The sequence below is a fragment of the Marivita cryptomonadis genome, assembly GCF_002115725.1.
In the GTDB taxonomy this organism is placed as follows: domain Bacteria; phylum Pseudomonadota; class Alphaproteobacteria; order Rhodobacterales; family Rhodobacteraceae; genus Marivita; species Marivita cryptomonadis.
This window is the reverse complement of sequence record NZ_JFKD01000002.1, coordinates 289,112-315,151: the sequence shown is the minus strand read 5'-3', so window position 1 is coordinate 315,151 and position 26,040 is coordinate 289,112. Positions and strand designations below refer to the sequence as shown.

The 26,040-nt window shown below is 58.3% G+C and carries 30 protein-coding genes; 9 read left to right on the top strand and 21 right to left on the bottom strand.

Going from position 1 to position 26,040, the window contains the following annotated elements:
• Window positions 1-18 precede the first annotated feature (18 nt).
• Window positions 19-264: an ORF6N domain-containing protein gene (locus MCRY_RS03455; protein ID WP_085628077.1), complete on the top strand. Its 246-nt coding sequence runs from the start codon at window positions 19-21 to the stop codon at window positions 262-264.
• 13 nt (window positions 265-277) lie between these two features.
• On the opposite strand, the gene MCRY_RS03450 is transcribed toward MCRY_RS03455, so the two are convergent.
• On the bottom strand, window positions 278-712 hold the full coding sequence (locus MCRY_RS03450; RefSeq protein ID WP_085628076.1) for a MaoC family dehydratase: 435 nt from the start codon (window positions 710-712) through the stop codon (window positions 278-280).
• Window positions 702-2,333, bottom strand: a complete 1,632-nt coding sequence (locus MCRY_RS03445; RefSeq protein WP_085628164.1) for a long-chain fatty acid--CoA ligase — start codon at window positions 2,331-2,333, stop codon at window positions 702-704. Before MCRY_RS03445 ends, MCRY_RS03450 begins: the two co-directional genes overlap by 11 nt.
• 91 nt (window positions 2,334-2,424) lie before the next feature.
• On the opposite strand from MCRY_RS03445, the gene MCRY_RS03440 reads away from it, so the two are divergent.
• On the top strand, window positions 2,425-3,444 hold the full coding sequence (locus tag MCRY_RS03440) for an NADP-dependent oxidoreductase (RefSeq protein ID WP_085628075.1): 1,020 nt from the start codon (window positions 2,425-2,427) through the stop codon (window positions 3,442-3,444).
• Here MCRY_RS03440 and MCRY_RS03435 read toward each other — a convergent pair.
• From MCRY_RS03435 to MCRY_RS03410, 6 genes are all read right to left on the bottom strand, one after another.
• Window positions 3,441-4,973 carry an ATP-dependent DNA helicase gene (locus MCRY_RS03435; RefSeq protein WP_085628074.1) on the bottom strand — a complete coding sequence of 511 codons (1,533 nt, stop codon included), beginning with the start codon at window positions 4,971-4,973 and terminating at the stop codon, window positions 3,441-3,443. The genes MCRY_RS03440 and MCRY_RS03435 overlap by 4 nt on opposite strands.
• A 38-nt stretch (window positions 4,974-5,011) precedes the next feature.
• Window positions 5,012-5,650, bottom strand: a complete 639-nt coding sequence (locus MCRY_RS03430; RefSeq protein ID WP_085628073.1) for an acyl-homoserine-lactone synthase — start codon at window positions 5,648-5,650, stop codon at window positions 5,012-5,014.
• Between the two features lie 102 nt (window positions 5,651-5,752).
• Window positions 5,753-6,472, bottom strand: a complete 720-nt coding sequence (locus MCRY_RS03425) for a helix-turn-helix transcriptional regulator (RefSeq protein WP_238939861.1) — start codon at window positions 6,470-6,472, stop codon at window positions 5,753-5,755.
• The gene (locus MCRY_RS03420) at window positions 6,411-6,626 is read right to left on the bottom strand and encodes a hypothetical protein (RefSeq protein WP_085628071.1); all 216 of its coding nucleotides are present in this window, start codon (window positions 6,624-6,626) and stop codon (window positions 6,411-6,413) included. The genes MCRY_RS03425 and MCRY_RS03420 overlap by 62 nt, the downstream gene beginning before the upstream one ends.
• 206 nt (window positions 6,627-6,832) lie before the next feature.
• Window positions 6,833-8,119, bottom strand: a complete 1,287-nt coding sequence (ccrA, locus tag MCRY_RS03415; protein WP_085628070.1) for a crotonyl-CoA carboxylase/reductase — start codon at window positions 8,117-8,119, stop codon at window positions 6,833-6,835.
• A 161-nt stretch (window positions 8,120-8,280) separates the two neighbouring features.
• On the bottom strand, window positions 8,281-9,624 hold the full coding sequence (locus MCRY_RS03410; RefSeq protein ID WP_085628069.1) for a 1-acyl-sn-glycerol-3-phosphate acyltransferase: 1,344 nt from the start codon (window positions 9,622-9,624) through the stop codon (window positions 8,281-8,283).
• Window positions 9,625-9,898: 274 nt separating this feature from the next.
• Between MCRY_RS03410 and MCRY_RS03405 the strand changes: the two genes are divergently transcribed.
• From MCRY_RS03405 to MCRY_RS03385, 5 genes are all read left to right on the top strand, one after another.
• On the top strand, window positions 9,899-11,875 hold the full coding sequence (locus MCRY_RS03405) for a protein meaA (RefSeq protein ID WP_085628068.1): 1,977 nt from the start codon (window positions 9,899-9,901) through the stop codon (window positions 11,873-11,875).
• A 17-nt stretch (window positions 11,876-11,892) separates the two neighbouring features.
• Window positions 11,893-12,432, top strand: a complete 540-nt coding sequence (locus tag MCRY_RS03400; protein ID WP_138487759.1) for a hypothetical protein — start codon at window positions 11,893-11,895, stop codon at window positions 12,430-12,432.
• Between the two features lie 170 nt (window positions 12,433-12,602).
• Entirely contained in the window at window positions 12,603-12,914 is a 312-nt protein-coding gene (locus MCRY_RS03395) for an H-NS histone family protein (protein WP_085628066.1), read from the top strand.
• Window position 12,915: 1 nt separating this feature from the next.
• A complete protein-coding gene (deoD, locus tag MCRY_RS03390; protein ID WP_085628065.1) occupies window positions 12,916-13,620 on the top strand; it encodes a purine-nucleoside phosphorylase in 705 nt (234 codons plus the stop codon).
• Between the two features lie 79 nt (window positions 13,621-13,699).
• Window positions 13,700-14,323, top strand: coding sequence for a hypothetical protein (locus MCRY_RS03385; protein ID WP_085628064.1), 624 nt, complete (start codon window positions 13,700-13,702; stop codon window positions 14,321-14,323).
• Here MCRY_RS03385 and MCRY_RS03380 read toward each other — a convergent pair.
• The 12 genes from MCRY_RS03380 to MCRY_RS03320 all read right to left on the bottom strand — a co-directional run bounded on the left by MCRY_RS03380 (window position 14,320) and on the right by MCRY_RS03320 (window position 23,615).
• A complete protein-coding gene (locus tag MCRY_RS03380; RefSeq protein ID WP_085628063.1) occupies window positions 14,320-15,168 on the bottom strand; it encodes an urea carboxylase-associated family protein in 849 nt (282 codons plus the stop codon). The two genes, MCRY_RS03385 and MCRY_RS03380, sit on opposite strands and share 4 nt — an antisense overlap.
• 465 nt (window positions 15,169-15,633) lie before the next feature.
• The gene (locus tag MCRY_RS03370; RefSeq protein WP_338126018.1) at window positions 15,634-16,014 is read right to left on the bottom strand and encodes a BLUF domain-containing protein; all 381 of its coding nucleotides are present in this window, start codon (window positions 16,012-16,014) and stop codon (window positions 15,634-15,636) included.
• Between the two features lie 200 nt (window positions 16,015-16,214).
• Window positions 16,215-16,994 carry a succinate dehydrogenase iron-sulfur subunit gene (locus MCRY_RS03365; protein WP_085628060.1) on the bottom strand — a complete coding sequence of 260 codons (780 nt, stop codon included), beginning with the start codon at window positions 16,992-16,994 and terminating at the stop codon, window positions 16,215-16,217.
• A gap of 10 nt (window positions 16,995-17,004) precedes the next feature.
• On the bottom strand, window positions 17,005-17,313 hold the full coding sequence (locus tag MCRY_RS03360; protein WP_085628059.1) for a hypothetical protein: 309 nt from the start codon (window positions 17,311-17,313) through the stop codon (window positions 17,005-17,007).
• Window positions 17,313-19,118 carry a succinate dehydrogenase flavoprotein subunit gene (gene sdhA, locus MCRY_RS03355; RefSeq protein ID WP_085628058.1) on the bottom strand — a complete coding sequence of 602 codons (1,806 nt, stop codon included), beginning with the start codon at window positions 19,116-19,118 and terminating at the stop codon, window positions 17,313-17,315. The genes MCRY_RS03360 and sdhA overlap by 1 nt, the downstream gene beginning before the upstream one ends.
• Window positions 19,119-19,138: 20 nt before the next feature.
• Window positions 19,139-19,510 carry a succinate dehydrogenase, hydrophobic membrane anchor protein gene (sdhD, locus tag MCRY_RS03350; protein WP_085628057.1) on the bottom strand — a complete coding sequence of 124 codons (372 nt, stop codon included), beginning with the start codon at window positions 19,508-19,510 and terminating at the stop codon, window positions 19,139-19,141.
• 12 nt (window positions 19,511-19,522) lie between these two features.
• Window positions 19,523-19,909 (bottom strand): succinate dehydrogenase, cytochrome b556 subunit, encoded by a 387-nt coding sequence (gene sdhC, locus MCRY_RS03345; RefSeq protein ID WP_085628056.1) that lies wholly within the window; start codon window positions 19,907-19,909, stop codon window positions 19,523-19,525.
• 295 nt (window positions 19,910-20,204) lie between these two features.
• The gene (locus MCRY_RS03340) at window positions 20,205-20,927 is read right to left on the bottom strand and encodes a DUF4344 domain-containing metallopeptidase (RefSeq protein WP_244897873.1); all 723 of its coding nucleotides are present in this window, start codon (window positions 20,925-20,927) and stop codon (window positions 20,205-20,207) included.
• On the bottom strand, window positions 20,924-21,955 hold the full coding sequence (locus MCRY_RS03335) for a MaoC family dehydratase (RefSeq protein ID WP_085628054.1): 1,032 nt from the start codon (window positions 21,953-21,955) through the stop codon (window positions 20,924-20,926). The genes MCRY_RS03340 and MCRY_RS03335 overlap by 4 nt, the downstream gene beginning before the upstream one ends.
• A gap of 40 nt (window positions 21,956-21,995) precedes the next feature.
• On the bottom strand, window positions 21,996-22,199 hold the full coding sequence (locus MCRY_RS03330) for a DUF1737 domain-containing protein (RefSeq protein ID WP_085628053.1): 204 nt from the start codon (window positions 22,197-22,199) through the stop codon (window positions 21,996-21,998).
• A gap of 3 nt (window positions 22,200-22,202) precedes the next feature.
• A complete protein-coding gene (locus MCRY_RS03325; protein ID WP_085628163.1) occupies window positions 22,203-22,751 on the bottom strand; it encodes an NnrU family protein in 549 nt (182 codons plus the stop codon).
• Window positions 22,752-22,757: 6 nt separating this feature from the next.
• Window positions 22,758-23,615, bottom strand: a complete 858-nt coding sequence (locus MCRY_RS03320; protein ID WP_085628052.1) for an HpcH/HpaI aldolase/citrate lyase family protein — start codon at window positions 23,613-23,615, stop codon at window positions 22,758-22,760.
• A gap of 193 nt (window positions 23,616-23,808) precedes the next feature.
• On the opposite strand from MCRY_RS03320, the gene MCRY_RS03315 reads away from it, so the two are divergent.
• Window positions 23,809-24,123 carry a hypothetical protein gene (locus tag MCRY_RS03315; protein ID WP_085628051.1) on the top strand — a complete coding sequence of 105 codons (315 nt, stop codon included), beginning with the start codon at window positions 23,809-23,811 and terminating at the stop codon, window positions 24,121-24,123.
• Here the strand turns inward: MCRY_RS03315 and MCRY_RS03310 are convergent.
• Window positions 24,120-24,875: a sulfite exporter TauE/SafE family protein gene (locus tag MCRY_RS03310; RefSeq protein ID WP_085628050.1), complete on the bottom strand. Its 756-nt coding sequence runs from the start codon at window positions 24,873-24,875 to the stop codon at window positions 24,120-24,122. The genes MCRY_RS03315 and MCRY_RS03310 overlap by 4 nt on opposite strands.
• A 147-nt stretch (window positions 24,876-25,022) precedes the next feature.
• Here MCRY_RS03310 and mdh point away from each other — a divergent pair, with 147 nt between their 5' ends.
• Window positions 25,023-25,985, top strand: a complete 963-nt coding sequence (gene mdh / locus MCRY_RS03305) for a malate dehydrogenase (RefSeq protein WP_085628049.1) — start codon at window positions 25,023-25,025, stop codon at window positions 25,983-25,985.
• The last annotated feature ends 55 nt before the right edge of the window (window positions 25,986-26,040 follow it).

Genomic DNA, 26,040 nt, shown 5'->3' with positions numbered 1-26,040 from the left:
TGATCTCATTGCGGTCACATGACATCAGATTCGACCCTTCCAAGCACAGAACATATTGCGAACGCGATCCACCGTATTCGCGACGTGCGCGTTGTCTTGGCTGAAGACCTCGCCAATTTCTATGGCAAGTCTGTCAGCGCATTCAATCAGGCCGTTGCCCGGAACGACGCCTTGTTCGAAGGCTACCGGTTCCAGCTCACCAACGAAGAAGTGCAGGCTTTGGAATCACGGAACGTGATCGCAAAGGGTTGCTCGCCCTCCTGAACGCGATGAAAACCTAAGCCTCAACCTCGAACACATTGATCCATTTGGCGACGATCGCGGGGCGTTCGGCCCCGTCGATCTCAACCACGACATCCCATGTCACGTCATAGCGCCCCGGCTTTTCCACCACATCCGCCACGCTGAACCGCCCCCTTATCCGCTGCCCCGCCCGCACCGGAGTGACAAAGCGAATGCGGTCGAAGCCATAGTTCAACCCCTGCACCATGCCCGGGATCTCGGGCTGCACGTCGTAGGACATGGCCGACAGCATCGACAGCGTCAGAAACCCATGCGCCATGGTCCCGCCTTGCGGGGCCATGCGTTCCGTGTCCAGATGGATGAACTGCCAATCCTCGGTCACATCGGCAAAGGCGTTGATCCGGTCCTGCCCCACCTCGTACCAGCGCGACAGGCTGGGCGGCATGTTCCGCAAAATGTCAGCGGACATCCGGTAGCACGTAATCGGCAAACTGTTTGCGCAGGGTCAGTTTGGACACCTTGCCCGTCGCAGTCAGCGGCAGAGCTTCCACGAAGACCAGATCATCTGGCAACTGCCACTTGGCAAAATGAGGCTCCATCAACGCGTGAATGTCGGTCAGTGTCGGTTCACAACCCTCTTTCGGGACCACCACAAGCACCGGGCGTTCGTCCCATTTAGGATGCGCAATTGCGATCACGGCGCAGTTGGCAACCTCGGGATGCGCCATGGCAATATTTTCCAGATCAATCGAACTGATCCATTCACCACCCGACTTGATCAGGTCTTTCGACCGATCCTGAATGCTCAGGAAACCGTCCGAGGAAATGCTGGCAACATCACCAGTACCGAACCAGCCCTCGGCATCAATTGCCGCTTTGGTGGCCTCGTCGTTGTTGAAATAGCCTGAGATTACGGCGTTGCCTCGCACGTAAAGCTCTCCTACCGCTTTGCCATCATGCGGCAGACGCTGGCCATTTTCGCCCACGATCTTCAGGTCAACACCAAAGATGCGCCGCCCTTGCAACGCCTTAAGCGCCATGCGGTCTTCAAACGGCGCGTCATCCATCGAATTGGGCAACTGACCTGCCGTGCCAACGGGGCTCATCTCGGTCATGCCCCACGCATGGCAGACGTCAACGTCCATCTTCTCGAACGCCTCGATCATGCTGCGCGGTGCGGCAGAGCCACCGATCACCACCTGATCCAAAGACGACGGCGGCTTGCCCCGCGCCTCGATCTCGGCCCGCAAACCCAGCCAGACGGTTGGCACGCCCCAGCTTGCCGTGACCTTTTCGCTTTCCATCAGATCATACAGCGACGGCCCATCCAGCTTGCCTCCCGGCATGATCAGCGATGCCCCAACGATCGGCGCGGCATAGGGCATGCCCCAGGAATTGACGTGGAACATCGGCACCACAGGCAAAAGACGCGCGCCCTCATGTAAAGAACGGGGCAACGTCACAGCGATGAACAGCGCGTGCAGCACGGTAGACCGATGGGAATACAGCGACCCCTTCGGATTGCCCGTGGTTCCGGATGTGTAACACAGACTGGCAGCCGTTTCTTCCGGCAAGTCGGGCCAGTCATACTCGGTTGGATGCGGTGCAATCAGGTCTTCATAACAGTGCAAGTCCAGCGCGGATGTCGGCATATGCGCCGCATCTGTCATCACCACCAATTTCAAACCGGCAGGCAGGTGATCCTTCAACGCCTCAAGGATCGGCACAAAAGTCAGATCGACAAACAGAACCCGGTCCTCGGCATGGCCGATAATGTAGAGCATCTGTTCCGCCGAAAGGCGCGGGTTGATCGTGTGGCACACGGCCCCCATGCCCGAAATTGCGTAATACAGCTCGAAGTGGCGATACCCGTTCCACGCCAATGTCGCCACTCGGTCGCCCTGCTGGACACCCAAAGCCGCCAAACCATGCGCCAGTTGCGCGGTGCGTTTGAAAGTTTCGGCATAGGTCTGGCGGTGCAAGTCGCCCTCGGTCCGCACCGAAACGATTTCGCCGGCACTGTGAATTTCCGCGGCGTAGCGAAGCAATTCGATTACCGACAATGGCCGGTTCATCATCATTCCGTGCATCAAGCCCTCCCTTGCCTTCTGCGCTGTGCTTTCAGATACACTGATGATCCGACCGAACACGCGCAACCCCTAACCGTGAGGAAGCAAATTCATGTCCGACACGATGTCCCGCATCACGCTGGCCCGCCGCCCCAAAGGCGCTCCTGTGCCGGAGGACTTCAAACTGGAAACCGGCGCCGTTCCCACGCCCGCGAATGGCGAGGTGGTGATCGAAGTCACCCACCTGTCGCTTGACCCCTACATGCGGGGCCGCATGGACGATGTGAAAAGCTATGCGCCTTCGGTCGATCTGGGTGGCACCATGACAGGCCAAGGTGTCGGTCGCGTACTGGAAAGCAAGGCCGAGGGCATTGGGAAAGGCGACATGGTCACAGGCATGACCGGTTGGGCCAGCCACGCCTGCCTGCCGGGCCGTGAATTGCGCAAGCTTGACCCGGCGCTGCCGCCCTCCACAGCCCTTGGCGTTCTCGGCATGCCCGGCCTGACCGGCTGGGTCGGCCTGAACGAATTTGGCAAACCCAAAGCAGGCGAAACGCTAGTTGTCGGCGCCGCAACTGGCCCGGTTGGCTCCATGGTCGGCCAATTGGCAAAACAGATGGGTCTGCGCACCATCGCCATTGCCGGGGGCACCGAGAAATGTCGCCTTGCTACTGAGACCTTCGGCTTTGACGCCGCCATCGACCACCGTGCCCATGATGACGCTGCGTCCCTGCGCAAGGCGATTGCCGAGGCCGCCCCCGATGGCGTGGACATCTACTGGGAGAACGTGGCCGGGCAGGTGCTCGAGGCAGTGATGCCGCTGATGAACGTGCACGGGCGGATTCCGGTTTGCGGGATGATCGCGTGGTATGGTGGGTCGAACATCGCACCCGAAAACCAACTGCCCGCAATGTGGCGCAGCATTCTGGTCAAGCGGCTTCAGGTCTCGGGCTTCATCATCTTCGACCACTGGGATCAATACCCGGCGTTCCTCAAGGACGTTGGCCCCAAGGTCGCGGCAGGCGAAATCGCCTATCTAGAAGACGTGGCCGAAGGTCTGGAAAACGCACCCGATGCATTCATCGCCATGCTCAAGGGCGGCAATACCGGCAAGCAGATCGTCAAGCTCTAGAAATCAGCTTCGACTTCAAGCGCCAAGGGGGCCGCAGGCGCGGCCCTCAGATCATCCACCTGCAACGGTCCGGTGGGTTTCGACAACCGGTTGCGCACCACCCAATGCAGACGGGTCGACGCGCGGGTGATCGCAACATAGGCCAGCCGTTTCCACAAAGGCTGGCCCGCCTCACTCCGCCCCATGCGTGCCGCGACTTCAAGATCGGGCGCAAACACCTGAACAGTGTCCCATTGCGACCCCTGCGCCTTGTGAATGGTCACCGCAGCGCCGTGCAGAAAGGTCGCGCCCATGCGAGCGGCAAAGGGAATGAACGGCTCTTCCTCGTCCGGCTTTTCGATCTTCACAATCGACGCCGCCGACACCTGCGGATCTTCCGCCCCGATCACATGCAAACGCGAAAACCCCGGCTTGCGCCCAGGTCCAAGATAAATCACCTGCGCACCCTTGATCAGCCCCCGTGCCTCGAGGTCCAGCCGTTTCTTGCGGTGCTTCAACGGCAGTTCAAGCCCGTCACAAATCAGGGGTTCCCCTTCGAGCAACGAATCCTCGGGTGCGCCATGCACCGCGCGGAACGCATTGATCAGGCGGATGCGGGTCGCATTACGCCATACCAGAACCGGGGAGCGCGCCATCAGATCGACCTCGACCCGTTGCCCCAGAACAACCCGATCATCTGTGCGGGAAATGTCTTCGACCATCCGCTCGAATGCGTAGAAATCAAGCTGCGGATCGGCCAAGGCATGGGCCAAATCAAGGATTGGATTGTCCGCGTCCTGCCGGTGAATGCGGTTCAGGTTCAACACTTGGCTGGGATCCAAGGTTTCGAACACCATCTTGCCGGACTGGTTCACAGGCGCCAACTGCGCCGGATCGCCGAAGAGCAGCAGGTTCGGGAAAATCTCGCGAAGATCCTCGACCTGTCGTTCATCCAGCATCGACGCCTCATCGACAAAGCCGATGTCCAACGGGTCTTCCCGCCGCTTCCATCCTGTGATGAAATCCGATCCGCGCAAACCCGCTGCGGCCAAAGCCGCCGGAACCGACTTGTGCGATTCAAAAGACGTCTGCGCGCGTGCCAATGCCTCTTCGGTCAAGCCTTCGATCTCGGGCTTTTCACCATTGCCCATCAGCCATTCGGCGATGCGCTCGTATTCGGGGTCATAAACCGGCGTATAAAGAATGCGGTGAATGGTCGTTGCAGGCACACCGCGCATTCGCAACACGAACGCCGCTTTGTTGGTCGGCGCCAGCACTGCAAGCGTTCGGCGGTCCTTGCGCCTGCGCCCTTCATAGTCGCCCGACACAACCTCGACACCTGCGGTCTGCAGCGATTTACAAAGCTCCGCCAAAAGCAGCGTCTTCCCCGATCCGGCCTTGCCGGTGATCGCCATGATCTTGGCCTTGCCATCGCGCGGAGGCAGCAGCAGACCATCATCAAGGTCGATGCCCGCCTCACGCAGCATATCAGCCACCGCATCATGTGCGGCGGCCTGATCTTCTGAATAGGTAAGCGCGGGCAAGGTCATGCGCGGACCCTATAGCGCCCGCGCGACAGGCACCAGCGTCAGGCGGCGCTCACATCCCTTTGTGGCACCACGTCACCAAAAGACGCCTCGAACCAACCACGCGATGCCCGCAAAGGAATACCAGCCACCCGCGACACCCGTTCCTGCGCCGCCGCGCTGAACTCCCACAGACCCACGCTAATTGACTGACGGCCTTCGCCTTGCGTGCCCAGTACCTCCGGCGCGGCCCCGATCCGATTGTAGATCCGCACCATGCGGGCATCGAACACACCGACAAAATGCTTAACGCCAAATCCCTGCATGACCTCACCGCCCGCCAGCATAAGCGCCGCCGCCGTTCCCGGTTCGGCATGGCGCGACAGGCAAAAGCGCGTGCATTCCCAGATGAAGGGACTTTGAAACGGCACGCCTTCGGTCAGTTCGAGGAAGTGATCATTGACCATCGTGCGCCCGGTCGTTGGCAGAAACCGCATTGACCCACCATGGACCCCAGTTGCGGTTTCCCAGATCACATAAAGCGGGTTGAGATCATCATACTCGTCCCGCTCTTGCCCATGTGCGTTGACCGTAACGTCCCAGCCTAGCCGCGTTTTGAACTGGTCGGCGCGGTCCTCGAACATGGTACGGGCCAAATGCGGGTACTTGGCCAGTTGATCCCCGTAGAGATATCGAATCATGAAAATGCCCTCCGTTGCCGGGGGCACGCTCGGTCTTATTCGTAAATGGATACTTGCAGCACCGTGCGTTGCGTCAGGCGAAAAACCGTTCGTCGCGTTGAATCAAACGACGATCTGTCCACGCGCCATGGCGCGGGCCACCGCATGTGTGGTGTTGAGCGCACCGAGTTTGAACCGTGCGCTCTCGATATACACCCGCAGCGTATGTTCCGAGATCGACAGAGTATCGGCGACTTGGGCACGGCTATAGCCCACCGCCAGCAGCGTCATCGTTTCAACCTCGCGTGGCGACAATGGTTGCGTCGCTTCTGGTTTGCGGCCCGGCTCCAGTTTGAGCGCGGTTTGGTTAAAGTAATGCGCCAGCAAAATCAGATCACGTCGGTTCAATTCAGTAAACCGCGCCCATTCATCGTCTGCACAAGTGTGGCTGACCGTGAACAACGCGAATTGGCCGTTCGGCCCTCGGATCGGAATGGAATACCCCTGATTGCCAATTCCGTGTGCCATGGCATCGGTCATAAACGCACGGGCAGCCTTCCCAGACCAGTCCAGCCGTTTCCAATCAACAGGGTGGAAGCGTTGATAACAGCCAATCACCACTGGATCGACGCGCAGATAACCCTTTTCAAGATATCTCGCGACCCATTTTGGATCATATGTCCCACAGCCGTATTGCGTACCGTTGCTGGACACCCAATGATACACCATGTCATCGACTGCATAGTAATCGCGCAGCCATTCAATGATGCTCTGCAATTCCTCAAGACGAGCGGCGCACTCCAATCGTGCGATCACGTCGTCCAGTTGCGGCACTCGTTCCAAGAAGCCCACGGTCTATCCCTTTACCGCGTGAACCAATCTCTGCCTGTGCCACCAATTGCGTATCATCCAGCTTGGCAGCCAACGCATCCAGATCGTTTGCCACTGCAAACGTCTTGAGGTCGGTCAACACATCTATGATCCAGTCATGTCCCATGACACCGTCACCCTGAGATAGTTAACAGAAAGTTAACACAACCATAACATGTGGTAAAAATTTGGCAAACTCCCTGATTCCAACTCCCCAATTCTGGTGAGGGTGTAAGGTCGCCGTCTTTCACCTGCCAAAACAAGCGGCCCAATAAAAAACCCGCAGGCCGGATGGCCCGCGGGTCTGGATAGCAAACAGAAGTAAGCAGAAGGTTACGAACGCGCCGCCAAAGCATCCTCGAATGTGCGCAGCCCGGTTTTTGGGGATTGAACCAGCACGGCCATGTTGCCCGGCTTATGTTCATTCCGCAGCATCTTGGTATGCGCCTGCGGGATCTCGTTCCACGGGAAGACTTCAGACATACACGGGTCCAGACGGCGTTCGACCATCAATTGGTTCGCCGACGCGGCCTGCTTGAGGTGCGCAAAGTGCGAGCCCTGCAAGCGCTTCTGGTGCATCCACATATACCGCACGTCAAATGTACAGTTGAACCCTGTGGTGCCCGCGCAGATCACGACCATGCCACCTTTTTTGCAGACCAGCGTGGACACCGGGAACGTCGATTCACCGGGGTGTTCGAACACCATGTCCACGTTATTGCCCTTGCCGGTGATATCCCAGATCGCCTTGCCGAACTTTCGGGCCTCGTTGAACCACTCCTTGTATTCAGGTGTGTTCACGGTCGGCAGCTGACCCCAGCATTTGAAATCCTTGCGGTTGATGACGCCCTTGGCACCCATCGACATCACGAAATCGCGCTTGTCCTCGTCCGAGATCACACCGATTGCGTTGGCACCTGCAGTGTTAGCCAGCTGGATCGCATACGATCCCAGACCACCAGACGCCCCCCAAACCAGAACGTTCTGACCCGGGCGCAATTCATGCGGTTGATGGCCGAACAACATCCGGTAGGCCGTTGCCAATGTCAGCGTGTAACAGGCGCTTTCTTCCCAAGTCAGGTGCTTGGGACGGGGCATCAACTGCTGCGCCTGAACGCGGGTGAACTGCGAGAACGATCCATCTGGCGTTTCATAGCCCCAGATGCGCTGTGTCGGGGAATACATCGGATCGCCGCCGTTGCATTCCTCATCATCGCCGTCATCCTGATTGCAGTGGATGACCACTTCGTCGCCGACCTTCCAGCGCTTAACCTTGTCACCGACTTTCCAGACGATCCCCGACGCATCGGACCCTGCAATGTGATACGGTTGCTTGTGGCCATCGAACGGGCTGATCGGCTGTCCGAGACCTGCCCAAACACCGTTGTAGTTCACACCAGCCGCCATCACGAGAACCAGCACCTCGTGGCTGTCGATTTCCCAAGTGTCAACAACTTCGACCTGGAACGCTGTTTCCGGTTCGCCATGACGTTCACGACGGATTGACCACGCGTACATTTTCTTGGGCACATAGCCCAGCGGGGGCATTTCGCCGATCTCGTACAAGTCTTTTTCTGGCGCATCATACGCTGCGATGCCGGTCTGCTGATCCAGTGCCATCCGAACCTCCTAGAAACATGTTGTGTCGTGCCGCAATGCAGAATCGCGGCTTCTGACCCTGAAATAGGACCCCCCTTGAAATTATGCAACAAGATTTCGGTCTATTTTGTAATTTTATGACCGAGCGACTGCAGAAATTACTTTGCACCCGCAGAACGGATTTACATCAAGTGCCGAACCGAATTCGCATAGAACCCGGCCAGGTCTTCCTTGCCCGACGCTATCCGAAGCCCGGCCGCCGCCTCGACCACGATCCCGCGTTCCTGCAGGTTGCGCAGGCCGAATTCGACCGCATAATCACGATTGTGGCGCGGCAAATGAACTTGCGCATCTTCAAGGCGTTTCAACGCCTGACCGAACGCCTTTTCCAGCGCATCACGCGGCATCGGCCCCGATGTCAGCAGCAGATGAGACAACAACGGCACTGGCAAGACTGGCACTGCGTCCGCAATACGGGTCATGATCGTCGCCGAAAGCGCCTCGGCTGTACTATCAGCCGGGGCGACATGGCTGAGCGTCAGGGGCTTGCCAAAACTGACGGCGGCATAGCCGAACCGATGGAACTTGCCAGTGATCCGCAACCAGACTTGCCACAGGATGGCTCGGAACACGACGCTGATACGCGCACGGAACTTGCGATTGCCATTGGCCTGCGCGCGCAGAAGGATCGTGTCCTCCAGAACCCGGTCATAGTTCAGCGCGATCGGGACAAAGACAACGTCCCGCTTTGCCCGTTCGGCCCCCTCGAGAATATATTTGAGAATACCGATCTTTGGCGTGGCCAGACCACCATCAAGACTCAGACCGCCTTCCGGGAACACAGCCTGTGTCACACCCGCTCCTGTGGCCTGCTGCACATATTTCGCCAGAACCCTGCGATACAGATCGCTGCGGGATCGCCGCCGAATGAAATAGGCCCCCATTGCCCGGATCAGACGCGACAGCGGCCAAACCCGTGCCCATTCGCCTACGGCATAAGACAGCGCTGAACGATCCGCCGCCAGATAGGTCACCAGCACGTAATCCATATTCGAACGATGGTTCATCACAAAGACAACCGTCGCATTCGGGTCAATATCGGCAAGACCGGAATCCTGATGCACCATGCGCACCCGGTAAAGTGTCGTGCTCAGAAGGCGGGCTGCGCTGATGGCAAAACCGAAATAGACCGATGCCGAAAACGACGGCACGATTTCCCGCGCATACCGGCGCGCCCGTTCGAAGGCCACGTCTTCGCGGACACCTTCCGCTTTGGCATGCTCAACAATCGCCTGCGTGATTTCGGGATCATAGATCAACCGTTGGATCATGTCCTGACGACGCAAAAGCTTGAATGGCTGGATTGGGCGCTCAAGCCGTGCGTTCAGTCGCTTGACCGCGCGTTCCATCCGCCTGCGAAAGAACCAGCGTACCGACGGAAACAGAAAATGCGACGCAAACGTCACCGCCGCGAACAGCAGGATAAGAACAAAAGCCCAAAGAGGTAGTGTCACCTGCGATGTCATGCGATCACTCTCGCAACGAAGTGCGCCGGGGTAAATGACTAAAGATCATGACTGGTACAACCGCGTTCTCCTGCCGCAACCAGACCCATGTCCGCCCTGTGATTCATGCGACAACGGTCTCGCTTTCGCTTGGCGTGGCACGTGACATATGCTGTCATGCAGCACCAATCGTCTCGCCGCAGCGCGGCGAATTGACAGCGACATAAAGTTTCGCGTATGCATCGCATCACGCAACAAGATTACAATTCCGAATCCCGCCTTTGACGGAGCCGACATGACCGACGCACAGACACCCACACGTGACAAACCCTGGCTCATCCGCACCTATGCGGGACACTCGACCGCGCAGGCCTCGAACGCCCTCTACCGCTCCAACCTCTCCAAAGGACAGACCGGGCTATCCGTCGCTTTCGACCTGCCAACACAAACTGGCTATGACAGCGATCATGTTCTGGCACGCGGCGAAGTCGGCAAGGTCGGCGTGCCGGTCAGCCATCTGGGCGACATGCGCACGCTCTTCGACCAGATCCCGCTGGAACAGATGAACACCTCCATGACGATCAACGCGACCGCGCCATGGCTGCTCGCGCTCTATGTCGCCGTGGCCGAGGAACAGGGCGCCGATGTCAGCAAACTGCAAGGCACAGTGCAGAACGATCTGATCAAGGAATACCTGTCGCGCGGCACCTATATCTGCCCGCCAAAACCGTCGCTCAAAATGATCGGGGACGTGGCCGAATACTGCTACACGCATATCCCCAAATGGAACCCGATGAACGTGTGTTCCTATCACCTGCAAGAGGCGGGCGCGACGCCGGAGCAGGAGCTCTCATTCGCCCTCGCCACCGCCATCGCCGTTCTGGATGAGTTGAAGCCCCGCGTACCGGCGGAAGACTTCCCGGCGCTCTGCGGCCGCATCAGCTTCTTCGTAAACGCAGGCATCCGCTTCGTCACCGAGATGTGCAAGATGCGCGCTTTTGTGGACCTTTGGGACGAAATTTTGGAACAGCGCTACGGCGTGACCGATGCGAAATACCGCCGCTTCCGCTACGGCGTGCAGGTGAACTCGCTGGGCCTGACCGAACAGCAGCCGGAAAACAACGTCTACCGCATCCTGATCGAGATGCTGGCCGTGACATTGTCCAAGAAAGCCCGCGCCCGCGCCGTACAGCTTCCTGCATGGAACGAAGCGCTTGGCCTGCCCCGACCCTGGGATCAGCAATGGTCGATGCGGATGCAACAGATCCTCGCCTACGAAACCGACCTTCTGGAATTCGATGACCTGTTCGACGGCAACCCTGCTGTTGACGCCAAAGTGGAACAACTCAAGGAAGGCGCACGTGCCGAACTTGCGAACCTCGACTCCATGGGCGGTGCCATCGGCGCCATCGAATACATGAAGGGCCGTCTGGTCGACTCCAACGCCGACCGCCTGAACAAGATCGAACGCAACGAAACCATCGTGGTTGGCGTCAACAAATGGGTCGAAGGCGAACCTTCGCCGCTTCAGACCGAAGATGGCGGCATCATGGTTGTTGACCCGGCAGTCGAGCAGGAACAGATCAATCGCCTGAACGCATGGCGGGCTGAACGGGACGGCGACGCGGTGCAAAAGGCACTGGCCGACCTGCGTTCCGCCGCCAAGGAAGGCGCAAACGTCATGCCCGCCTCCATCGCCTGCGCCAAGGCTGGCGTCACCACAGGCGAATGGGCAGGTGAAATGCGCGCGGTCTTCGGCGAATACCGAGGCCCGACCGGCGTGTCGAAATCCGTGTCAAACAAAACCGAAGGGCTCGACGACATCCGCGATGCGGTCAACGCCGTCGCCGACAAACTCGGCCGCCGCCTTAAATTCCTTGTCGGCAAGCCCGGCCTTGACGGCCATTCCAACGGCGCTGAACAGATCGCCTTCCGCGCCCGCGACTGCGGTATGGAGATCGACTACGAAGGCATCCGCCTGACCCCCGATCAGATCGTCACCGCGGCGCAAGAGAACGAAGTCCACGTGGTTGGCTTGTCGATCCTATCGGGCAGCCACATCCCGCTGGTCGAAGACATGATGGCCAAGATGCGCGACGCTGGACTGGGCCACATTCCAGTCATCGTTGGCGGCATTATCCCGGACGAAGACGCCAAGCGCCTGCGCGCAATGGGCGTGGCCAAAGTCTACACCCCGAAAGACTTTGAATTGAACGCCATCATGATGGACATAGTCACCCTCGCCGATCCCAAAGCGGTCGCGGCTGAATAGAAGGGCCAAGGCTTTTCTTGATCCTTCTGAACGGGTACGGTTTCGGCCGTACCCGTTTTCGTTTTGGAAAGAGCTTTATGAAACACCTCATTTTCGCCGCCCTTGTCGCATCCGTTCCTGCAGTCGCTTTTGCCGAAACGCGTTTGGAACGTCTTGAAACAATTTCAGAAAACATGACCGATGCCATGTACAACGCCATGATCCGCATGGTCGAACAGCAAGGCGGCAATCCCGAGCCACTGCGGTCTGCCATCCCAAGTTCCGAATGGGACGACACCTTCCGCACCGCCGGGGCCTGTGTGCTGGACAAATACATCTCCGCCTCAAGCGGTTCCGCGGTGGATGAGATGCTTGATAAAATGGAAGCTTTCATTCCCGAAATGGCAGAAATGGATCTCGATGCTCTTGGCGACGAAACCGATTTTTTGCCCGAGGGCGTATCCGACGACTACTCCATCGCGGTCAATCAAGACTGCGGAATGGCTGATGTCATGCTCGACCGAATGGATGAATCCGGCTTCACCGCCGCATTGATGCAGTCCATGAGCGGAAATTGACGCTGATCAGCGTCAAAACAACTTGCCCTTGCGATTTATTGAAAAGCGGTCAACCTAATATAGCGCTAAAGCGGATGTTATTTAACTAAAGATGCTTCTCGAATTGACTTAATCAATCCGAGGAGTATCCAAAATTTATTGATCTAGAAGAAACCCACTCGGAGAAACACATGAGTATTGATCTCAACAATATGTCCAAAGACGAGCTGACCAAGCTCATCAAGGACGCAGAAAAAGCACTCAAGACAATCGAAACACGACGCCTTTCAGAAGCCAAAAAAGCGGCCGAGTCGGCGGCCAAGGAATACGGCTTCTCGCTCGATGAGCTTTTGGGTGGCCAGCCCAAAAAGGGCTCCAAGAGCGAACCAAAATACAAAAATCCGGCCGACCCGTCCCAAACCTGGACTGGAAAAGGCCGCAAACCGAATTGGGTCAACGACGCGTTGGCTGCCGGAAAAAACATGGACGATCTGAAGATCTGACATGACCGTTCACATCGGAGCCCAAAAAGGCGAGATTGCCGAAACCGTGCTGATGCCCGGTGATCCCTATCGCGCCAAATGGGCTGCAGAGACATTTCTGACTGACGTTCGTCTTGTAAACGAAGTCCGCGGCATGCTGGGCTTTACCGGGACATGGAATGGGCATCCTGTCACAATTCAAGGGTCTGGAATGGGCATGCCCTCGCTGTCCATCTATGCCAATGAATTGATCCGCGACTACGGTGCGAAAACACTCATTCGCATCGGATCATGCGGCGGAATGCAGCCGCATGTCGGTATCCGGGATGTCATCATCGCAATGACGGCAAGCACACTGTCCACACCGTCACGGGGGATTTTCAAGGAATTGAATTTCGCTCCTTGCGCGGATTGGAGCCTGTTGCGGGCCGCCGTTGCAGCAGCCGAAGCCAAGGGAACCAAAACCCATGTCGGCGGCATTTATTCATCGGATGTGTTTTACGACGAACGCCCCGACTTGAATGAACAGATGACTCGCCACGGCATTCTTGGCGTCGAAATGGAAGCGGCAGAACTCTACAATCTTGCGGCCCGCCACTCGGTTCGTGCATTGGCTGTTCTGACCGTTTCCGACCACCTGCAAACCGGAGAAGCGTTGCCGTCGGAAGACCGCGAACGCAGCTTTGGCGATATGGTCGAAATCGCCCTCACGGCGGCTTTTGCCTGAATGACCTAAAAAACCGGGGCGATCACGATTGTCCCGGTCCTTTCCTAATCCCGCCACATTCTTCTGTCACCCAAGAGGAATGCCAAACTGGGTCTTCGATATCTACGTCCTCCTGACGACACGTGTGCCGATCCCGCGCATGCTGTTTCTGTTCAGCGTCATCACTCTTTCGCTCTTCACCCTGACCGCCCATCACCACGCCGCATTGAACGAGATCGGGCTTGTCCTGCCGGTGATGTGCGCGCTGCTTGGTCATGTCGCGGTGGTCGCGGTCAAAATGCCGGACACACTTTCGACCTATGAACGGATCGGACTTCCCAACGCAGGAAGCAAGCTGGTCCTGATTTGGCTCGCCGCTTATGCTGGCATGATGGCCCTACCGTCACTTGCAGCGGCACAGACCGCACTCAGCCTTGGGCTCGGCATCTATCTGTGCTTGTTTGTCGTGGTCTTCTACATGCTAGGCGATGGCGACAAGATCGGATGGTTCGCCCGCGACTGGGACGAAGGCCAACGAAATGCCGCCAATTGGCAGGTGGTTCGCCTCGTTGCCCTGATCCTGCTGAACGAACTCGCCGCGCGTCACGGCACAGCCTTTGACTGGATCGTGGCAATCACGCTTGGCCCCATCGCGCTGCATTACCTGATGTATTGGACAATCGTCGCGACGCATCCCTACAAAGAAACACCGCGCCCAGATTAACCCCGCCCGTGGCTCCGGTCATAGCCGTTTACCGCTGGCGATGACCACCCATCCAACGCGCGTTCCGCGGGCTGTAAAACCTCCACCCGCAAGGGATAACACGCAGCCATATCGCTGGTATGCTCGGCCGAACAATCCCCACCCGGACAGGCCGACAACGCGCCCAGTAAGTCGATCTCGGCAAAGAACGTCAGATGGTCGCCCGGCCGCACTGGGCTGGCTTTCATGAAATACTGTCCGGTATCCCGCGTGAACCCAGTGCACATGAACACGTTGAGCACATCATGAACATGCGGTTCCGCCTCTGCCAGCGTCATGCCTGTGGCATCGGCCAAGGCGCGCGTCAGGTTCGAATGGCAGCAATGGTGATACTGCACACCGGACAGAAGATTACCCGTATAGGGATCACAGCGCGTGCCGATCACGTCATGCACCGACCCGCCATAGGTGTCGATCCCGTACCAGCCCAGCGTGTCCTCCACGATGGTCGCCATCGGGCGCAGCGTCGGAAAGGACGACCAAAGCCGCTCACCCGTTGTGACATGCGTCCCATGCAGCGCGCGGGTTTTGCCGGAATAGAACCGCTCGGACAGATCGTGCGCGTTCCACAGGTTCAAATCCCCCACCTGAGGACCATCGACGCTCACGATGCGAAAGAAAGAACCGGCTGGCACACGAAACGTACAGGCCTCACGCGGCGCTGCAATCGCCACAAGCACAACTTCGGCCCCGGCCAAAGCCTGCGCATAAAGCTCAAGGTCCGGCACTGGCAACGTGTCGTTCGGATAACAAATCACCGGTTCAATCGCGCGGCGCGTATCTGCATCCTCTGGGGTATGTATCATGAGCAGGGTCCTTTTACCTTCGGATCAAAGGACCGCAGAGCGATCACAGGTGCAAGCCCATGGCATCTTCTCTTTTTAAAAATATGCAAAAAATCCGGCGCGCACCACAGGGCGCACCCACGGAACCATTCGACCAAATTACGATCACATCCAGCGGCGGTGAGCCGTTGAATCCTACGGTTGCAATAGAAAAACACTGCGGATTCAATTTTGTCAGGACGGCTCGTTTTACCGCCGCAAACAAACAATCGGACTTTCATCCGACGCCATCTCCGCCCCACAAAAGGCGCAGCGCCACGCACCGGGTGCTGTTCGCCGCCACCGACATTCTCGCGTCAATGTCGTCGTCTTGCGCCGCCAAAAGAGATAGGCCAGCACACCAAGCAACAGAAGGATCAACAGGATGGGCATAGCTGGTGTCTATCGACCCATTGGCCCTGAACGCAACCCCGTGACGAGGGCGGTTTACCGGGCTTTTGCTGCGATGGTCTCGAAAACAGTTTTGAACTCTTCGACGCTTGCCCGATCCAGCGCCCCGCCAGAGATATCCTTGGCAGACCAGATCCAAGTTTGCGCCGGATCGTGAAACATCGCCCAGTCGCCGAACATCCGCTCGGCCACGTTTTCGGTCAAACGAACGGTCATTTCGACATGTCTGTCGTCCCGCTTTATGCGCTCACACGTGGCCTGAACAGCGGCTACCGGCCCTTCGAGCAGTTGCAGATACACATCCTGACGACAGACCAACGCTCCTGTCACATTGCCCCGCTCATTACAGCGCCGCGCGTCCAGCAAAATACCGTTCAGCATGGCCTCATCATAGCCAAATGGCCGCGAAGAATAGATGATCTGGATAAGTTGGGTGATGGTGGCTACTCCTGTGAGCCTTATGCGAACATCGGACGAGGCCGGATGTTCTGCAAGGATAAGGATAGCCTACCCTACATCCCGCGCCACGTCCTTATCGAAATGATGCGGCGCGGGTCTTGTGCCGCCCAATGCGACACAGCGCATCCAACCTCGGAAGGCAGGATGCGCTGCAAAAATCAAACGTGGCGTTCGACCATCATTTTCTTGATCTCGGCAATCGCCTTGGCCGGGTTCAGACCCTTGGGGCAGGTCTTGGCGCAGTTCATGATCGTGTGGCAGCGATAGAGCTTGAAGGGATCCTCCAGATCGTCCAACCGCTCACCTGTCGCCTCATCGCGGCTGTCGATGATCCAGCGATACGCATGCAAGAGCGCGGCTGGCCCAAGATACCGATCACCATTCCACCAGTAGGACGGGCATGCCGTCGAACAGGACGCACACATCACGCATTCATAAAGACCGTCCAGTTTCTTGCGGTCTTCGATGGACTGCTTCCACTCTTTCGCCGGACGGTTCGTCTTGGTCTCAAGCCACGGCATGATCGACGCGTGCTGCGCATAGAAGTGGGTCAGATCCGGGATCAGGTCCTTGACCACCGGCATGTGCGGCAGCGGATAAATTTTCACGTCGCCCGTGACCTCGTCCAGGCCATAGATACAGGCCAGCGTGTTGATCCCGTCGATGTTCATCGCGCAAGAGCCACAAATACCTTCGCGGCAGGACCGGCGGAAGGTCAGCGTGGGGTCGATCTCGTTCTTGATCTTGATCAGCGCGTCCAGAACCATCGGGCCGCACTTGTCCATGTCCACGAAATACGTGTCCACTTGCGGGTTCTTCCCATCATCCGGGTTCCAGCGATAGATGCTGAACTTGCGCACATTGGTGGCACCCTCCGGCTTGGGCCATGTCTTGCCAGTGCGGATCGTCGAATTCTTGGGGAGCGTCAGTTGAACCATGTCTCTCTCCTTAGCGAAGCAAAGCTGGCAGGCCCTCGGCCGCCAGACAAGTCAGTGTCTCGGGTTGCGAGACGATATCTGTCACGATCTGCACCGTGCTTTCCGTGGGGCCCGTCACGCTGTCCAGCGCCAGCGCCCTGATCTGTACCGCAGTCGCATTGTCGATCACGCAGTTCAGCGCTGGCTCAAGGGGAACACCGGGGAACCGCTCGACCAAAACAGGCGTGATCGCCGACCGCGCCGCATCGCGCGCAAGCTGGTCCTGCTGCTGTACGGAACAGCCCGCCAGAACCAGACACGCGGCGAATGCGAAACGCATCAGAACGTCCGTTCTTTCGGCTTGATCTTCTCAAGCGAAATCCCGCCCTGCTGTTCCGTCGTCAGCGGGTCTTTTACCACTGGACGGTATGTCAGGTCAGTTTTGTTGCCCTCGATCCTTGCGATGGTATGCACACGCCATTTCTCGTCGTCGCGCGTGGTGAAGTCCTCGTGCGCATGGGCACCACGGCTTTCCTTGCGCGCCTCGGCCCCGGCAATCGTCGCCAGCGCGTTGGGCATCAGGTTGGTGAGTTCCAGCGTCTCCATCAGGTCCGAGTTCCACACAAGGCTGCGATCGGTGACTTGAATGTCATCCATCTTGCCCGCAATCGCGACCATCTTATCAAGACCTTCTTTCATCGTCTTGGACGTACGGAATACCGCAGCATCGGCCTGCATCGTCTTCTGCATCTCAAGCCGCAGTTCAGCGGTCGGCACAGTGCCCTTGGCATTGCGCAGCCCGTCAAAGCGATCAAACGCCTTGTCCACCGACGCGGTGTTGGTGGACGGAACCGCGCTGTCGCGGTCGACAACCTTGCCCGCGCGGATGGCAGCAGCCCGGCCAAACACCACAAGGTCGATAAGCGAATTCGACCCAAGACGGTTCGCACCATGTACCGACGCACAGCCCGCCTCACCAACAGCCATCAGGCCGGGAACAACGGCGTTCGGGTCCTTGGCTGTCGGGTTCAGCACCTCACCCCAATAGTTCGTCGGGATGCCGCCCATGTTGTAATGCACCGTCGGCAGAACCGGGATCGGTTCCTTGGTCACGTCAACACCAGCGAAAATCTTGGCGCTTTCCGAAATACCCGGCAAACGCTCGGCCAAAGCTTCTTTCGGCAGGTGCGACAGGTTCAGGTGGATATGATCCCCCTCTTCACCCACACCGCGACCCTCGCGGATCTCCATCGTCATAGACCGGGATACGTAATCGCGCGGCGCGAGGTCTTTGTAATTCGGCGCATAGCGCTCCATGAACCGCTCGCCTTCGGAGTTGGTCAGGTATCCACCTTCCCCACGCGCGCCTTCCGTGATCAGACAACCCGAGCCGTAGATGCCCGTAGGGTGGAACTGCACGAACTCCATGTCCTGAAGCGGCAGACCTGCACGCGCCACCATGCCACCGCCGTCGCCAGTACAGGTGTGGGCCGAGGTCGCGCTGAAATACGCGCGGCCATAGCCACCTGTCGCCAACACAACCATCTTGGCGTTGAAGACATGCATCGTGCCATCGTCAAGTTTCCAGCAGACAACGCCAGTACAGACGCCATCGTCGGACATCACCAGATCAATGGCGAAATATTCGATGTAGAACTCGGCATTGTTCTTAAGCGACTGACCATAAAGGGTGTGCAGGATCGCGTGGCCGGTACGGTCAGCGGCGGCACAGGTGCGCTGCACGGGCGGGCCTTCACCGAATTCGGTCGTGTGACCCCCGAAAGGGCGCTGGTAGATCTTGCCTTCTTCGGTCCGCGAGAAAGGCACGCCGTAATGCTCAAGCTCGTACACCGCCTTGGGCGCTTCACGGGCTAGGTACTCCATCGCGTCCGTGTCACCCAGCCAGTCCGACCCCTTGACGGTATCGTACATGTGCCACTGCCAGTGATCCGGTCCCATGTTGGACAGTGATGCCGCAATCCCGCCCTGTGCCGCAACCGTGTGCGAGCGGGTCGGGAACACCTTGGTCACACACGCCGTGCGCAACCCTTGTTCGGCCATGCCTAGCGTGGCGCGCAAACCTGCGCCGCCTGCGCCGACGACCACGACGTCATATTCATGCGTCTCGTATTCGTATTCAGCCATGTTGCTGGAAACTCCGCTTTTCAAAGGGCCATTTTGGCGATTGCAAAAACGCCAACGGCAGCCGCGCCGTAGCTGATGCAGGTCATGCCAAGGATCAGGATCTTCTCCCAGATACCGTGGACATAGTCTTCGATCAGAACCTGGAAACCATCATTGAAGTGTTTGAAGCCCACGATCAGGGTCAGCGCCGCGATAATCGCCGGGAATGGGCGGGCATAGTAGGCCTGCACCTCTTCAAAGGACGACCCAAGGATGCCCCCGAAAGTGAAGACAAAGAACGGGATGAGGACAAGCAGCGCGACAGATGATTTCTTCATCGCCCAGAAATGCTCGGTCCCGGATTTTGCAGCACCCCATCCAGTGGCGCGTTTGCGATCAGTCAGAAAAGCCATGATGCGCCCCCTTTACCAAAGAACAATGACAGAGAAGACAGTCAGGACAGCAGAGCCGATGATCACCATCCAGCCCAGCATCTCGGCCTTGTCGATTTCAAGCATCTTGGCATTGTCCCAAATCAGATGCCGGATGCCAGCCAGCGTGTGATACCATAGCGCCCAGAGCGACAGGAACATCACCAGATCGCCGAACCAGCTTGTGACAAAGCCATTGGCGAAGGCGAAATATTCCGGCCCTGTCGAGGCCGCGAGCAGCCACCAGACAATCATAAGCGCCGCAACGATCAACGCGTTGCCCGTGATCCGTGTGAGGATCGACGTCATAGAAGTAAGCTGGGGGCGATAAACTTGCAGGTGTGGTGACAGGGGTCGATTGCCCCGATTGACGTCAGCCATGATCTGAGTCCTTTCCGGTTCCTGAAAGCCTTTTTATTGCTTTTCAAAGCTGTGTCACGCCGACCAACCGCTCTTAGGCGCGGTTTTTTGGCGCAACAGGCCAGATTTCTTGAATTATGTGATCACACGCACGAAAACTGTGATCACAAATCTGGAAACCGACCATATCGTGCGTGTTTCGGCGCACTTTCGTTAACGCCAACATATTGATTTTCCGACGTCGCGCTGAGTCGCCTGTCAATTTGCATGTAGGTCACTGGGTTATGGCTTGGCTATAAACCGTGACCCGGCACGGTCAGGACTCCAGCATCCGATACAGCATCCGAAGGTGATCCTCAAACTCTTCGCACATGATGATCGACTGATCCGATGGATCATAAAACGCATTGGCCTCGTCACATTCGCCCGTGATCACTTGCACCGTGCTCAGGAACCCGAAATCCGCATTCAGCGCCTCGACCTCGGCTTCAATGATCCCCGCAGTGAAACTGCCTGCCACCTCCGCAGTGAACAGCATCGGCTCGCCTCCCTCCGAAAGCTCGTCGAACACCGCCCCCCAACTATCGGCCGCCAATTCGTATTCCTCGACACAATACTCCGCCCGTTCCTCGGGCAGCTCCATGTCCTCGGCAAAATCGTCCCGCGTGTCCGGGTCGCCCCCATAGAACAGACAAACCGTGTTGTAGAACCGTTGTTCATCCGGGCCGTGCGTATCCCAATACGGCACAGGGTATTCGGCATTCGCCACCGCCTCGGCCCAGAATCCGTTGGCCACGTCATAGGCCATGTCCAACCCGGACTCTGGTTCGAACAACTGGTCAATCAACAGGATCGACGCCACATCCGCCGCATCTTCCTCCTGCCCGAACACCGGCATTTGCATCACGTCGATCAGGGCATGGCCCAGTTCGTGATAGAAAATGCCAAGGATGTTTGCTTCGACAAAGGCGTCCTCCGCCTCGTCGGCCATCAGACTGCCGGGGACACCAGCAACCAAGAGAGCAAGCGCGTATCTCACACAGGCATCAGAGCCCAGTAATCCAAATCAAGCAAGACATGGCTCAGGTACTTCCCGTCTTCGCCCTTTAGCTCCATCGACCCACCCGCCGATGTCGCCACAAGCCGCAACCGCACCGCGCCAACACCGGGGGCCGAGGTTTCCGCCTTGTCCAGCACCTCGGACCACGCACGAACGGTTGTCCCACTGAAACACGGGTTCGCATGCGCTCCGCCATTCAGACCGACGATCATCTGCGCATTCGCCAGACCGTTAAACGACAGCGCCCGCGCCATGCTGATCACGTGCCCGCCATAGATCAACCGCTGCCCGTCGGGCCGGAAGGTCGCATCGAAATGCACCTTGGCGGTGTTCTGCCAAAGCCGCGTCGCCATCATGTGCTCGGCTTCCTCGATGGTCACACCGTCCACATGGTCGATCTTCTCGCCAATGGCGTAGTCGCCCCAGCGATGCGGTTCGCCCGCCAGTTCGAAATCGTAATCGGTAAAGTCCAAACCGCGCGGGATGGCCAAATCATCAATCGACAAAACAGTCTTCAACTCCGGCACGACAGCCTCGGGCGCCGCCGCATCCGCGTCCCGCTTACGAACCATCACCCAGCGCACATACTCCATGACCAGTTCGTCATGCTGGTTGAGCCCGCGTGTCCGCACCCAGACGACACCAGTCTTGCCGTTGGAATTCTGCTTGAGCCCGATCACCTCGGACTCTGACCGCAGCGTATCCCCCGGCCAAACGGGCGTCACCCAACGTCCCTCGGCATAGCCCAGATTGGCGACCGCATTCAGGGACACATCCGGAACGGTTTTGCCAAAAATCACATGAAACGCGATCATGTCGTCCAGCGGGCTGAACGGCAAACCACAGGCCTGCGCGAACTGATCGGACGAATAAAGCGCATGCCGCGCGGGATAAAGCGCATGATAAAGCGCCCGCTCTCCCATCTTGACGGTACGCGGCACCGCGTGGCGGATCACCTGCCCGACCGCGTAATCCTCGAAGAAACGGCCTTCATTGGTTTTCGTCATCGCAGCGCCCTTTGTTGCGGTCGCAGGTCGGTCGAGTGTGTCACTGTTCGCCAAGTTTCATCTCCGGGCTGTATGGGGTGTCGATCTCTTTGGTCACCGCCTGCCCGCAACGCATCACGCCATTGGCATGATCGAACGCATAGGTGGGATCGCCATAAAGCTCCCACCCCTTGCTCAGGGCCAGCGACACCTTGTGGCAAAAGGCCGACGTGTCGTCTTCGGTTAAAAGTCTATAAATCTTCATAACTCACCCCGGAAACGGCCAGACGCCGAGCCACGCGTGAACGCCCGTCATCAGACCAAACATCACCAGCGTGATCACAACAAGCACCACGTCTTTCTTGGCCTCGCCCGGCTGTGGACGATCCCACACAGGCACGGCCTTGTTGATCAGGATCACCTCAAGCACCGCCCAGGCCAGCATCCCGCCAAACAGGACGATCGATGCCAAATCGCCATTGACCAACAGGTGCGCCACCGCCCAAATCTTGACCGAGGTCAGCTGCGGATGCCGCATTTTCCCACGTAGACGGCCCGTCGTCGCGCTCATGCCAAAGACGAATACAGCAATCACCATCAGCAGGTTGTTGATGTGCACCATGAAAGAGGGCGGGTTCCACACAGGGATGAACTCGGCCCCGCGATAACCCCAGATCATAAGGCCTAGGCTGACAAGCAGCAGCACCGCCACCACGCCCTTACCCTTATCGCCCATCGCCGCACGCTGTTCGGGCGCGACGCGTTTGAAAATATGGGCTCCAACCCAAATCAGCAGTCCGAGAACTAGAAGGCCCATCATGGCTTACCCCGCTTGGATGGTTTCGATTGCCTCTGCTTTTGCCAGTATTTCACGCGCTGTGGCAACGTGAAGGTTCTCGACAATCTTGCCATCGACCACGGCCACCCCTTGGCCCTCGGCCTCCGCCGCCTCGAACGCTTCAATCTGGCGGCGCGCAAGGTCGATCTCTTCGGGGGCAGGCGCAAAGGCGGTGTTGGCGATATCCACCTGCGCCGGATGGATCAGCGTCTTGCCGTCAAAACCCATATCGCGGCCTTGCGTGCATTCGGCCTTCAGCCCCTCATCATCCTTGAACGCGTTATACACACCGTCCACGATCACTAGCCCCTCGGCCTTGGCCGCCAGCAGACACATCGACAGCGAGGTCAGCAGCGGCAGACGATCTGCGCGGAACCGGGTCTGCAATTCCTTGGCAAGGTCATTGGTGCCCATCACCATCCCCGCCATCTTCGGGTGCGCCGCAATCTCGGCCGCGTTCAGCATCCCGCGCGGCGTTTCCATCATCGCCCAGATCGGTAAGTCGCCAGTGATCGCGGCCAGCGCATCCAACTGTGCAGCAGACTCCACCTTGGGCAACAGCACCACGTCGCAATCCATCTGTGCCACGGCTTCGGCATCGGCCCGGCCCCATTCGGTGTCCAGCCCGTTGATCCGCACAATCCGAACCCGCGCGCCATAGCCACCAGCCGCAAGCGCCGCCTTCAGCGTTTCACGCGCGGCGGGCTTTTCATCCACGGCCACAGCATCCTCGAGGTCAAAGATGATCGCATCCACGGGCAAACCACGCGCTTTTTCCAACGCTCGGTCCTTCGATCCCGGAATATATAGAACCGAGCGATAAGGGCGGCTGCGCATGTCCATGACGGTCTCCTGAGCGAGTCTTGAGTAATAATGTTGCGCCAGAGAGCTACATTCTTTTGCAAAAACTGCAAGAGCAGATGTGCCGCACCGCAGAAAAAAGCTGCTGCACCCGCATTCCGTACGGTTCGTTAACCCTTTTCTCACCGATCCACCGGACGCTCTGCCTCATCACAGCCGACAAAGGGGTAAGGCGATGAAACAGAACTTCTGGAGAATGACCGTGCTGGCCATCGGCGCACTGATGGCGTCTTCGACACTGACACAAGCGCAACAAAACTGCGCGGCACGCGAGACTGTGATCGAACGATTGGCCAGCGCCTATGGCGAAACCCGCCAGTCCATTGGCCTCGCGCAGAACAACACCATGGTCGAGGTCTTCGCCTCCACCAATACCGGCACATGGACGATCGCAATCACGAATGCCGCAGGTCTCACTTGTCTTGTCGCAAGCGGTCAGGCGTTCGAACGTCTGGCAGAAACGCTGCCGACACCCGCCGAAGACGCCTAGCTCAACGCGTCAAATATCAGCTTTGATCCGGTCACCATAAGCAACACATAAGTCAGACCGAAAAACACCCGTTCGGGCACGATGTGATGTGCCCGGACACCCAGATAGGTCCCCAAAATCGCAAACGGCGCGAGCGCGAGGTTCAGCGTCAGGGTCTCAAGCGTGAAAAAGCCCATCGCGGCATAGATCCCCGCTTTCAGAACGTTCATCGCCCAGAACACGATCACAGTCGTCGCCTGAAACGCCGTTTTGCTCAGCTTTCGTCCCAGCAGATACACCGCCGCAACAGGCCCGCCCGCGTGGCTGACGAAACTGGTAAACCCCAGCGCAACACCCGCCGACACCCCCGCCGTAGGCGACATCGGCCGATCCCCGATCTTCACCCAGCCTGCGGCCTGTACCAATTGCCAGACCACGAATCCGATAGAGATCCCCCCGATCAGGAACCGGATCGCGTCGTCATCGGCCCAGCCAAAAAACAACGCCCCCAGAAACGTGCCCGGCACGCCGCCCCACAGCAAAAGCCGCGTTTCAGGCCAGCTCCACTTTTTCCAATAGGCGGGCAAGCTGACCACGTCGATCAGCATCAGCAGCGGTAGCATGATGCCCAGCGCAATCGCCGGTTCCACCACCAACGCCAGAATCGACGCGCTGGCAAAGGCGGCACCCGACCCAAAACCGCCCTTTGAAACACCTGCAAACAGCACAGCAGGCACGCCCAGTGCAAAAACTGTCCAGCTCAGAGCGTCCATGAAACCCCCACTTTCCCAAGGCGTTTCATTGACATATCGCGACCCGTCCCAACCTGCCAGCCAAGACGTGCGTCTCCGCCGCACTTGCGAAATAGCCCAAGTCGGACTAGCACAGCGCAAATTCAAAACGGACCGGAGACAAATTCCATGGCCAGACCCAAGATTGCCCTCATCGGCGCGGGACAGATCGGTGGCACCCTTGCCCACCTCGTGGCACTCAAAGAGCTGGGTGACGTCGTTCTCTTCGACATCGCCGAAGGCACCCCCGAGGGCAAGGCTCTCGACATCGCCGAATCCGGCCCGTCCGAAGGGTTTGATGCCAAATTGAAAGGCACACAGGATTACGCCGATATCGCAGGCGCCGATGTCTGCATCGTCACAGCCGGTGTGCCGCGCAAGCCCGGCATGAGCCGCGATGACCTTCTGGGCATCAACCTCAAGGTCATGAAATCCGTCGGCGAAGGCATCGCCGCCAACGCGCCCGACGCGTTCGTGATCTGCATCACCAACCCGCTCGACGCGATGGTCTGGGCGCTCCAGCAGTTCTCGGGCCTGCCCGCGAACAAGGTCTGCGGCATGGCTGGCGTTTTGGACAGCGCCCGCTTCCGTCACTTCCTGTCGCTCGAATTCGACGTTTCGATGAAAGACGTCACAGCTTTCGTTCTCGGCGGCCACGGCGACACAATGGTTCCGCTGACGCGTTATTCGACCGTCGCAGGCATCCCTCTGCCCGATCTGGTCAAGATGGGTTGGACCACCCAAGACAAGCTAGACGCAATCGTCCAGCGCACCCGCGACGGCGGCGCAGAGATTGTGGGTCTGCTGAAAACCGGCTCCGCCTTCTACGCGCCTGCCACCTCGGCTATCGAAATGGCCGAAGCGTACCTCAAGGACCAGAAACGCCTCCTGCCCTGCGCGGCCTATTGCGATGGCGAATTCGGCCTTGATGGCTTCTATGTCGGCGTGCCCACCATCATCGGCGCAGGCGGCATTGAAAAGATCGTCGACATCACTCTGACCAAAGACGAGCAGACAATGTTCGACAACTCCGTCAACGCGGTCAAAGGCTTGGTTGAGGCGTGCAAAGGCATCGACGAAAGCCTCGCGTAAAGCAAAGATCATTCGGTACTTTGAAAAAGGCGGCCTATTGGCCGCCTTTTTCTGT

What these genes read in the sequence shown, in the direction of transcription:
- sdhC (WP_085628056.1), bottom strand. Translation starts at nt 19,909, where the DNA reads ATGGCTGACGTCAATCGGGGCAATCGACCCCTGTCACCACACCTGCAA.
- sdhA (WP_085628058.1), bottom strand. Translation starts at nt 19,118, where the DNA reads ATGGCTGAATACGAATACGAGACGCATGAATATGACGTCGTGGTCGTC.
- MCRY_RS03445 (WP_085628164.1), bottom strand. Translation starts at nt 2,333, where the DNA reads ATGCACGGAATGATGATGAACCGGCCATTGTCGGTAATCGAATTGCTT.
- MCRY_RS03395 (WP_085628066.1), top strand. Translation starts at nt 12,603, where the DNA reads ATGAGTATTGATCTCAACAATATGTCCAAAGACGAGCTGACCAAGCTC.
- MCRY_RS03365 (WP_085628060.1), bottom strand. Translation starts at nt 16,994, where the DNA reads ATGGTTCAACTGACGCTCCCCAAGAATTCGACGATCCGCACTGGCAAG.
- sdhD (WP_085628057.1), bottom strand. Translation starts at nt 19,510, where the DNA reads ATGGCTTTTCTGACTGATCGCAAACGCGCCACTGGATGGGGTGCTGCA.
- MCRY_RS03380 (WP_085628063.1), bottom strand. Translation starts at nt 15,168, where the DNA reads ATGATACATACCCCAGAGGATGCAGATACGCGCCGCGCGATTGAACCG.
- MCRY_RS03455 (WP_085628077.1), top strand. Translation starts at nt 19, where the DNA reads ATGACATCAGATTCGACCCTTCCAAGCACAGAACATATTGCGAACGCG.
- MCRY_RS03330 (WP_085628053.1), bottom strand. Translation starts at nt 22,199, where the DNA reads ATGAAGATTTATAGACTTTTAACCGAAGACGACACGTCGGCCTTTTGC.
- MCRY_RS03385 (WP_085628064.1), top strand. Translation starts at nt 13,700, where the DNA reads ATGCCAAACTGGGTCTTCGATATCTACGTCCTCCTGACGACACGTGTG.
- MCRY_RS03410 (WP_085628069.1), bottom strand. Translation starts at nt 9,624, where the DNA reads ATGACATCGCAGGTGACACTACCTCTTTGGGCTTTTGTTCTTATCCTG.
- MCRY_RS03360 (WP_085628059.1), bottom strand. Translation starts at nt 17,313, where the DNA reads ATGCGTTTCGCATTCGCCGCGTGTCTGGTTCTGGCGGGCTGTTCCGTA.
- MCRY_RS03405 (WP_085628068.1), top strand. Translation starts at nt 9,899, where the DNA reads ATGACCGACGCACAGACACCCACACGTGACAAACCCTGGCTCATCCGC.
- ccrA (WP_085628070.1), bottom strand. Translation starts at nt 8,119, where the DNA reads ATGGCACTGGATCAGCAGACCGGCATCGCAGCGTATGATGCGCCAGAA.
- MCRY_RS03430 (WP_085628073.1), bottom strand. Translation starts at nt 5,650, where the DNA reads ATGATTCGATATCTCTACGGGGATCAACTGGCCAAGTACCCGCATTTG.
- MCRY_RS03315 (WP_085628051.1), top strand. Translation starts at nt 23,809, where the DNA reads ATGAAACAGAACTTCTGGAGAATGACCGTGCTGGCCATCGGCGCACTG.
- MCRY_RS03325 (WP_085628163.1), bottom strand. Translation starts at nt 22,751, where the DNA reads ATGGGCCTTCTAGTTCTCGGACTGCTGATTTGGGTTGGAGCCCATATT.
- MCRY_RS03335 (WP_085628054.1), bottom strand. Translation starts at nt 21,955, where the DNA reads ATGACGAAAACCAATGAAGGCCGTTTCTTCGAGGATTACGCGGTCGGG.
- MCRY_RS03435 (WP_085628074.1), bottom strand. Translation starts at nt 4,973, where the DNA reads ATGACCTTGCCCGCGCTTACCTATTCAGAAGATCAGGCCGCCGCACAT.
- mdh (WP_085628049.1), top strand. Translation starts at nt 25,023, where the DNA reads ATGGCCAGACCCAAGATTGCCCTCATCGGCGCGGGACAGATCGGTGGC.
- MCRY_RS03420 (WP_085628071.1), bottom strand. Translation starts at nt 6,626, where the DNA reads ATGGGACATGACTGGATCATAGATGTGTTGACCGACCTCAAGACGTTT.
- MCRY_RS03450 (WP_085628076.1), bottom strand. Translation starts at nt 712, where the DNA reads ATGTCCGCTGACATTTTGCGGAACATGCCGCCCAGCCTGTCGCGCTGG.
- MCRY_RS03440 (WP_085628075.1), top strand. Translation starts at nt 2,425, where the DNA reads ATGTCCGACACGATGTCCCGCATCACGCTGGCCCGCCGCCCCAAAGGC.
- deoD (WP_085628065.1), top strand. Translation starts at nt 12,916, where the DNA reads ATGACCGTTCACATCGGAGCCCAAAAAGGCGAGATTGCCGAAACCGTG.
- MCRY_RS03310 (WP_085628050.1), bottom strand. Translation starts at nt 24,875, where the DNA reads ATGGACGCTCTGAGCTGGACAGTTTTTGCACTGGGCGTGCCTGCTGTG.
- MCRY_RS03320 (WP_085628052.1), bottom strand. Translation starts at nt 23,615, where the DNA reads ATGGACATGCGCAGCCGCCCTTATCGCTCGGTTCTATATATTCCGGGA.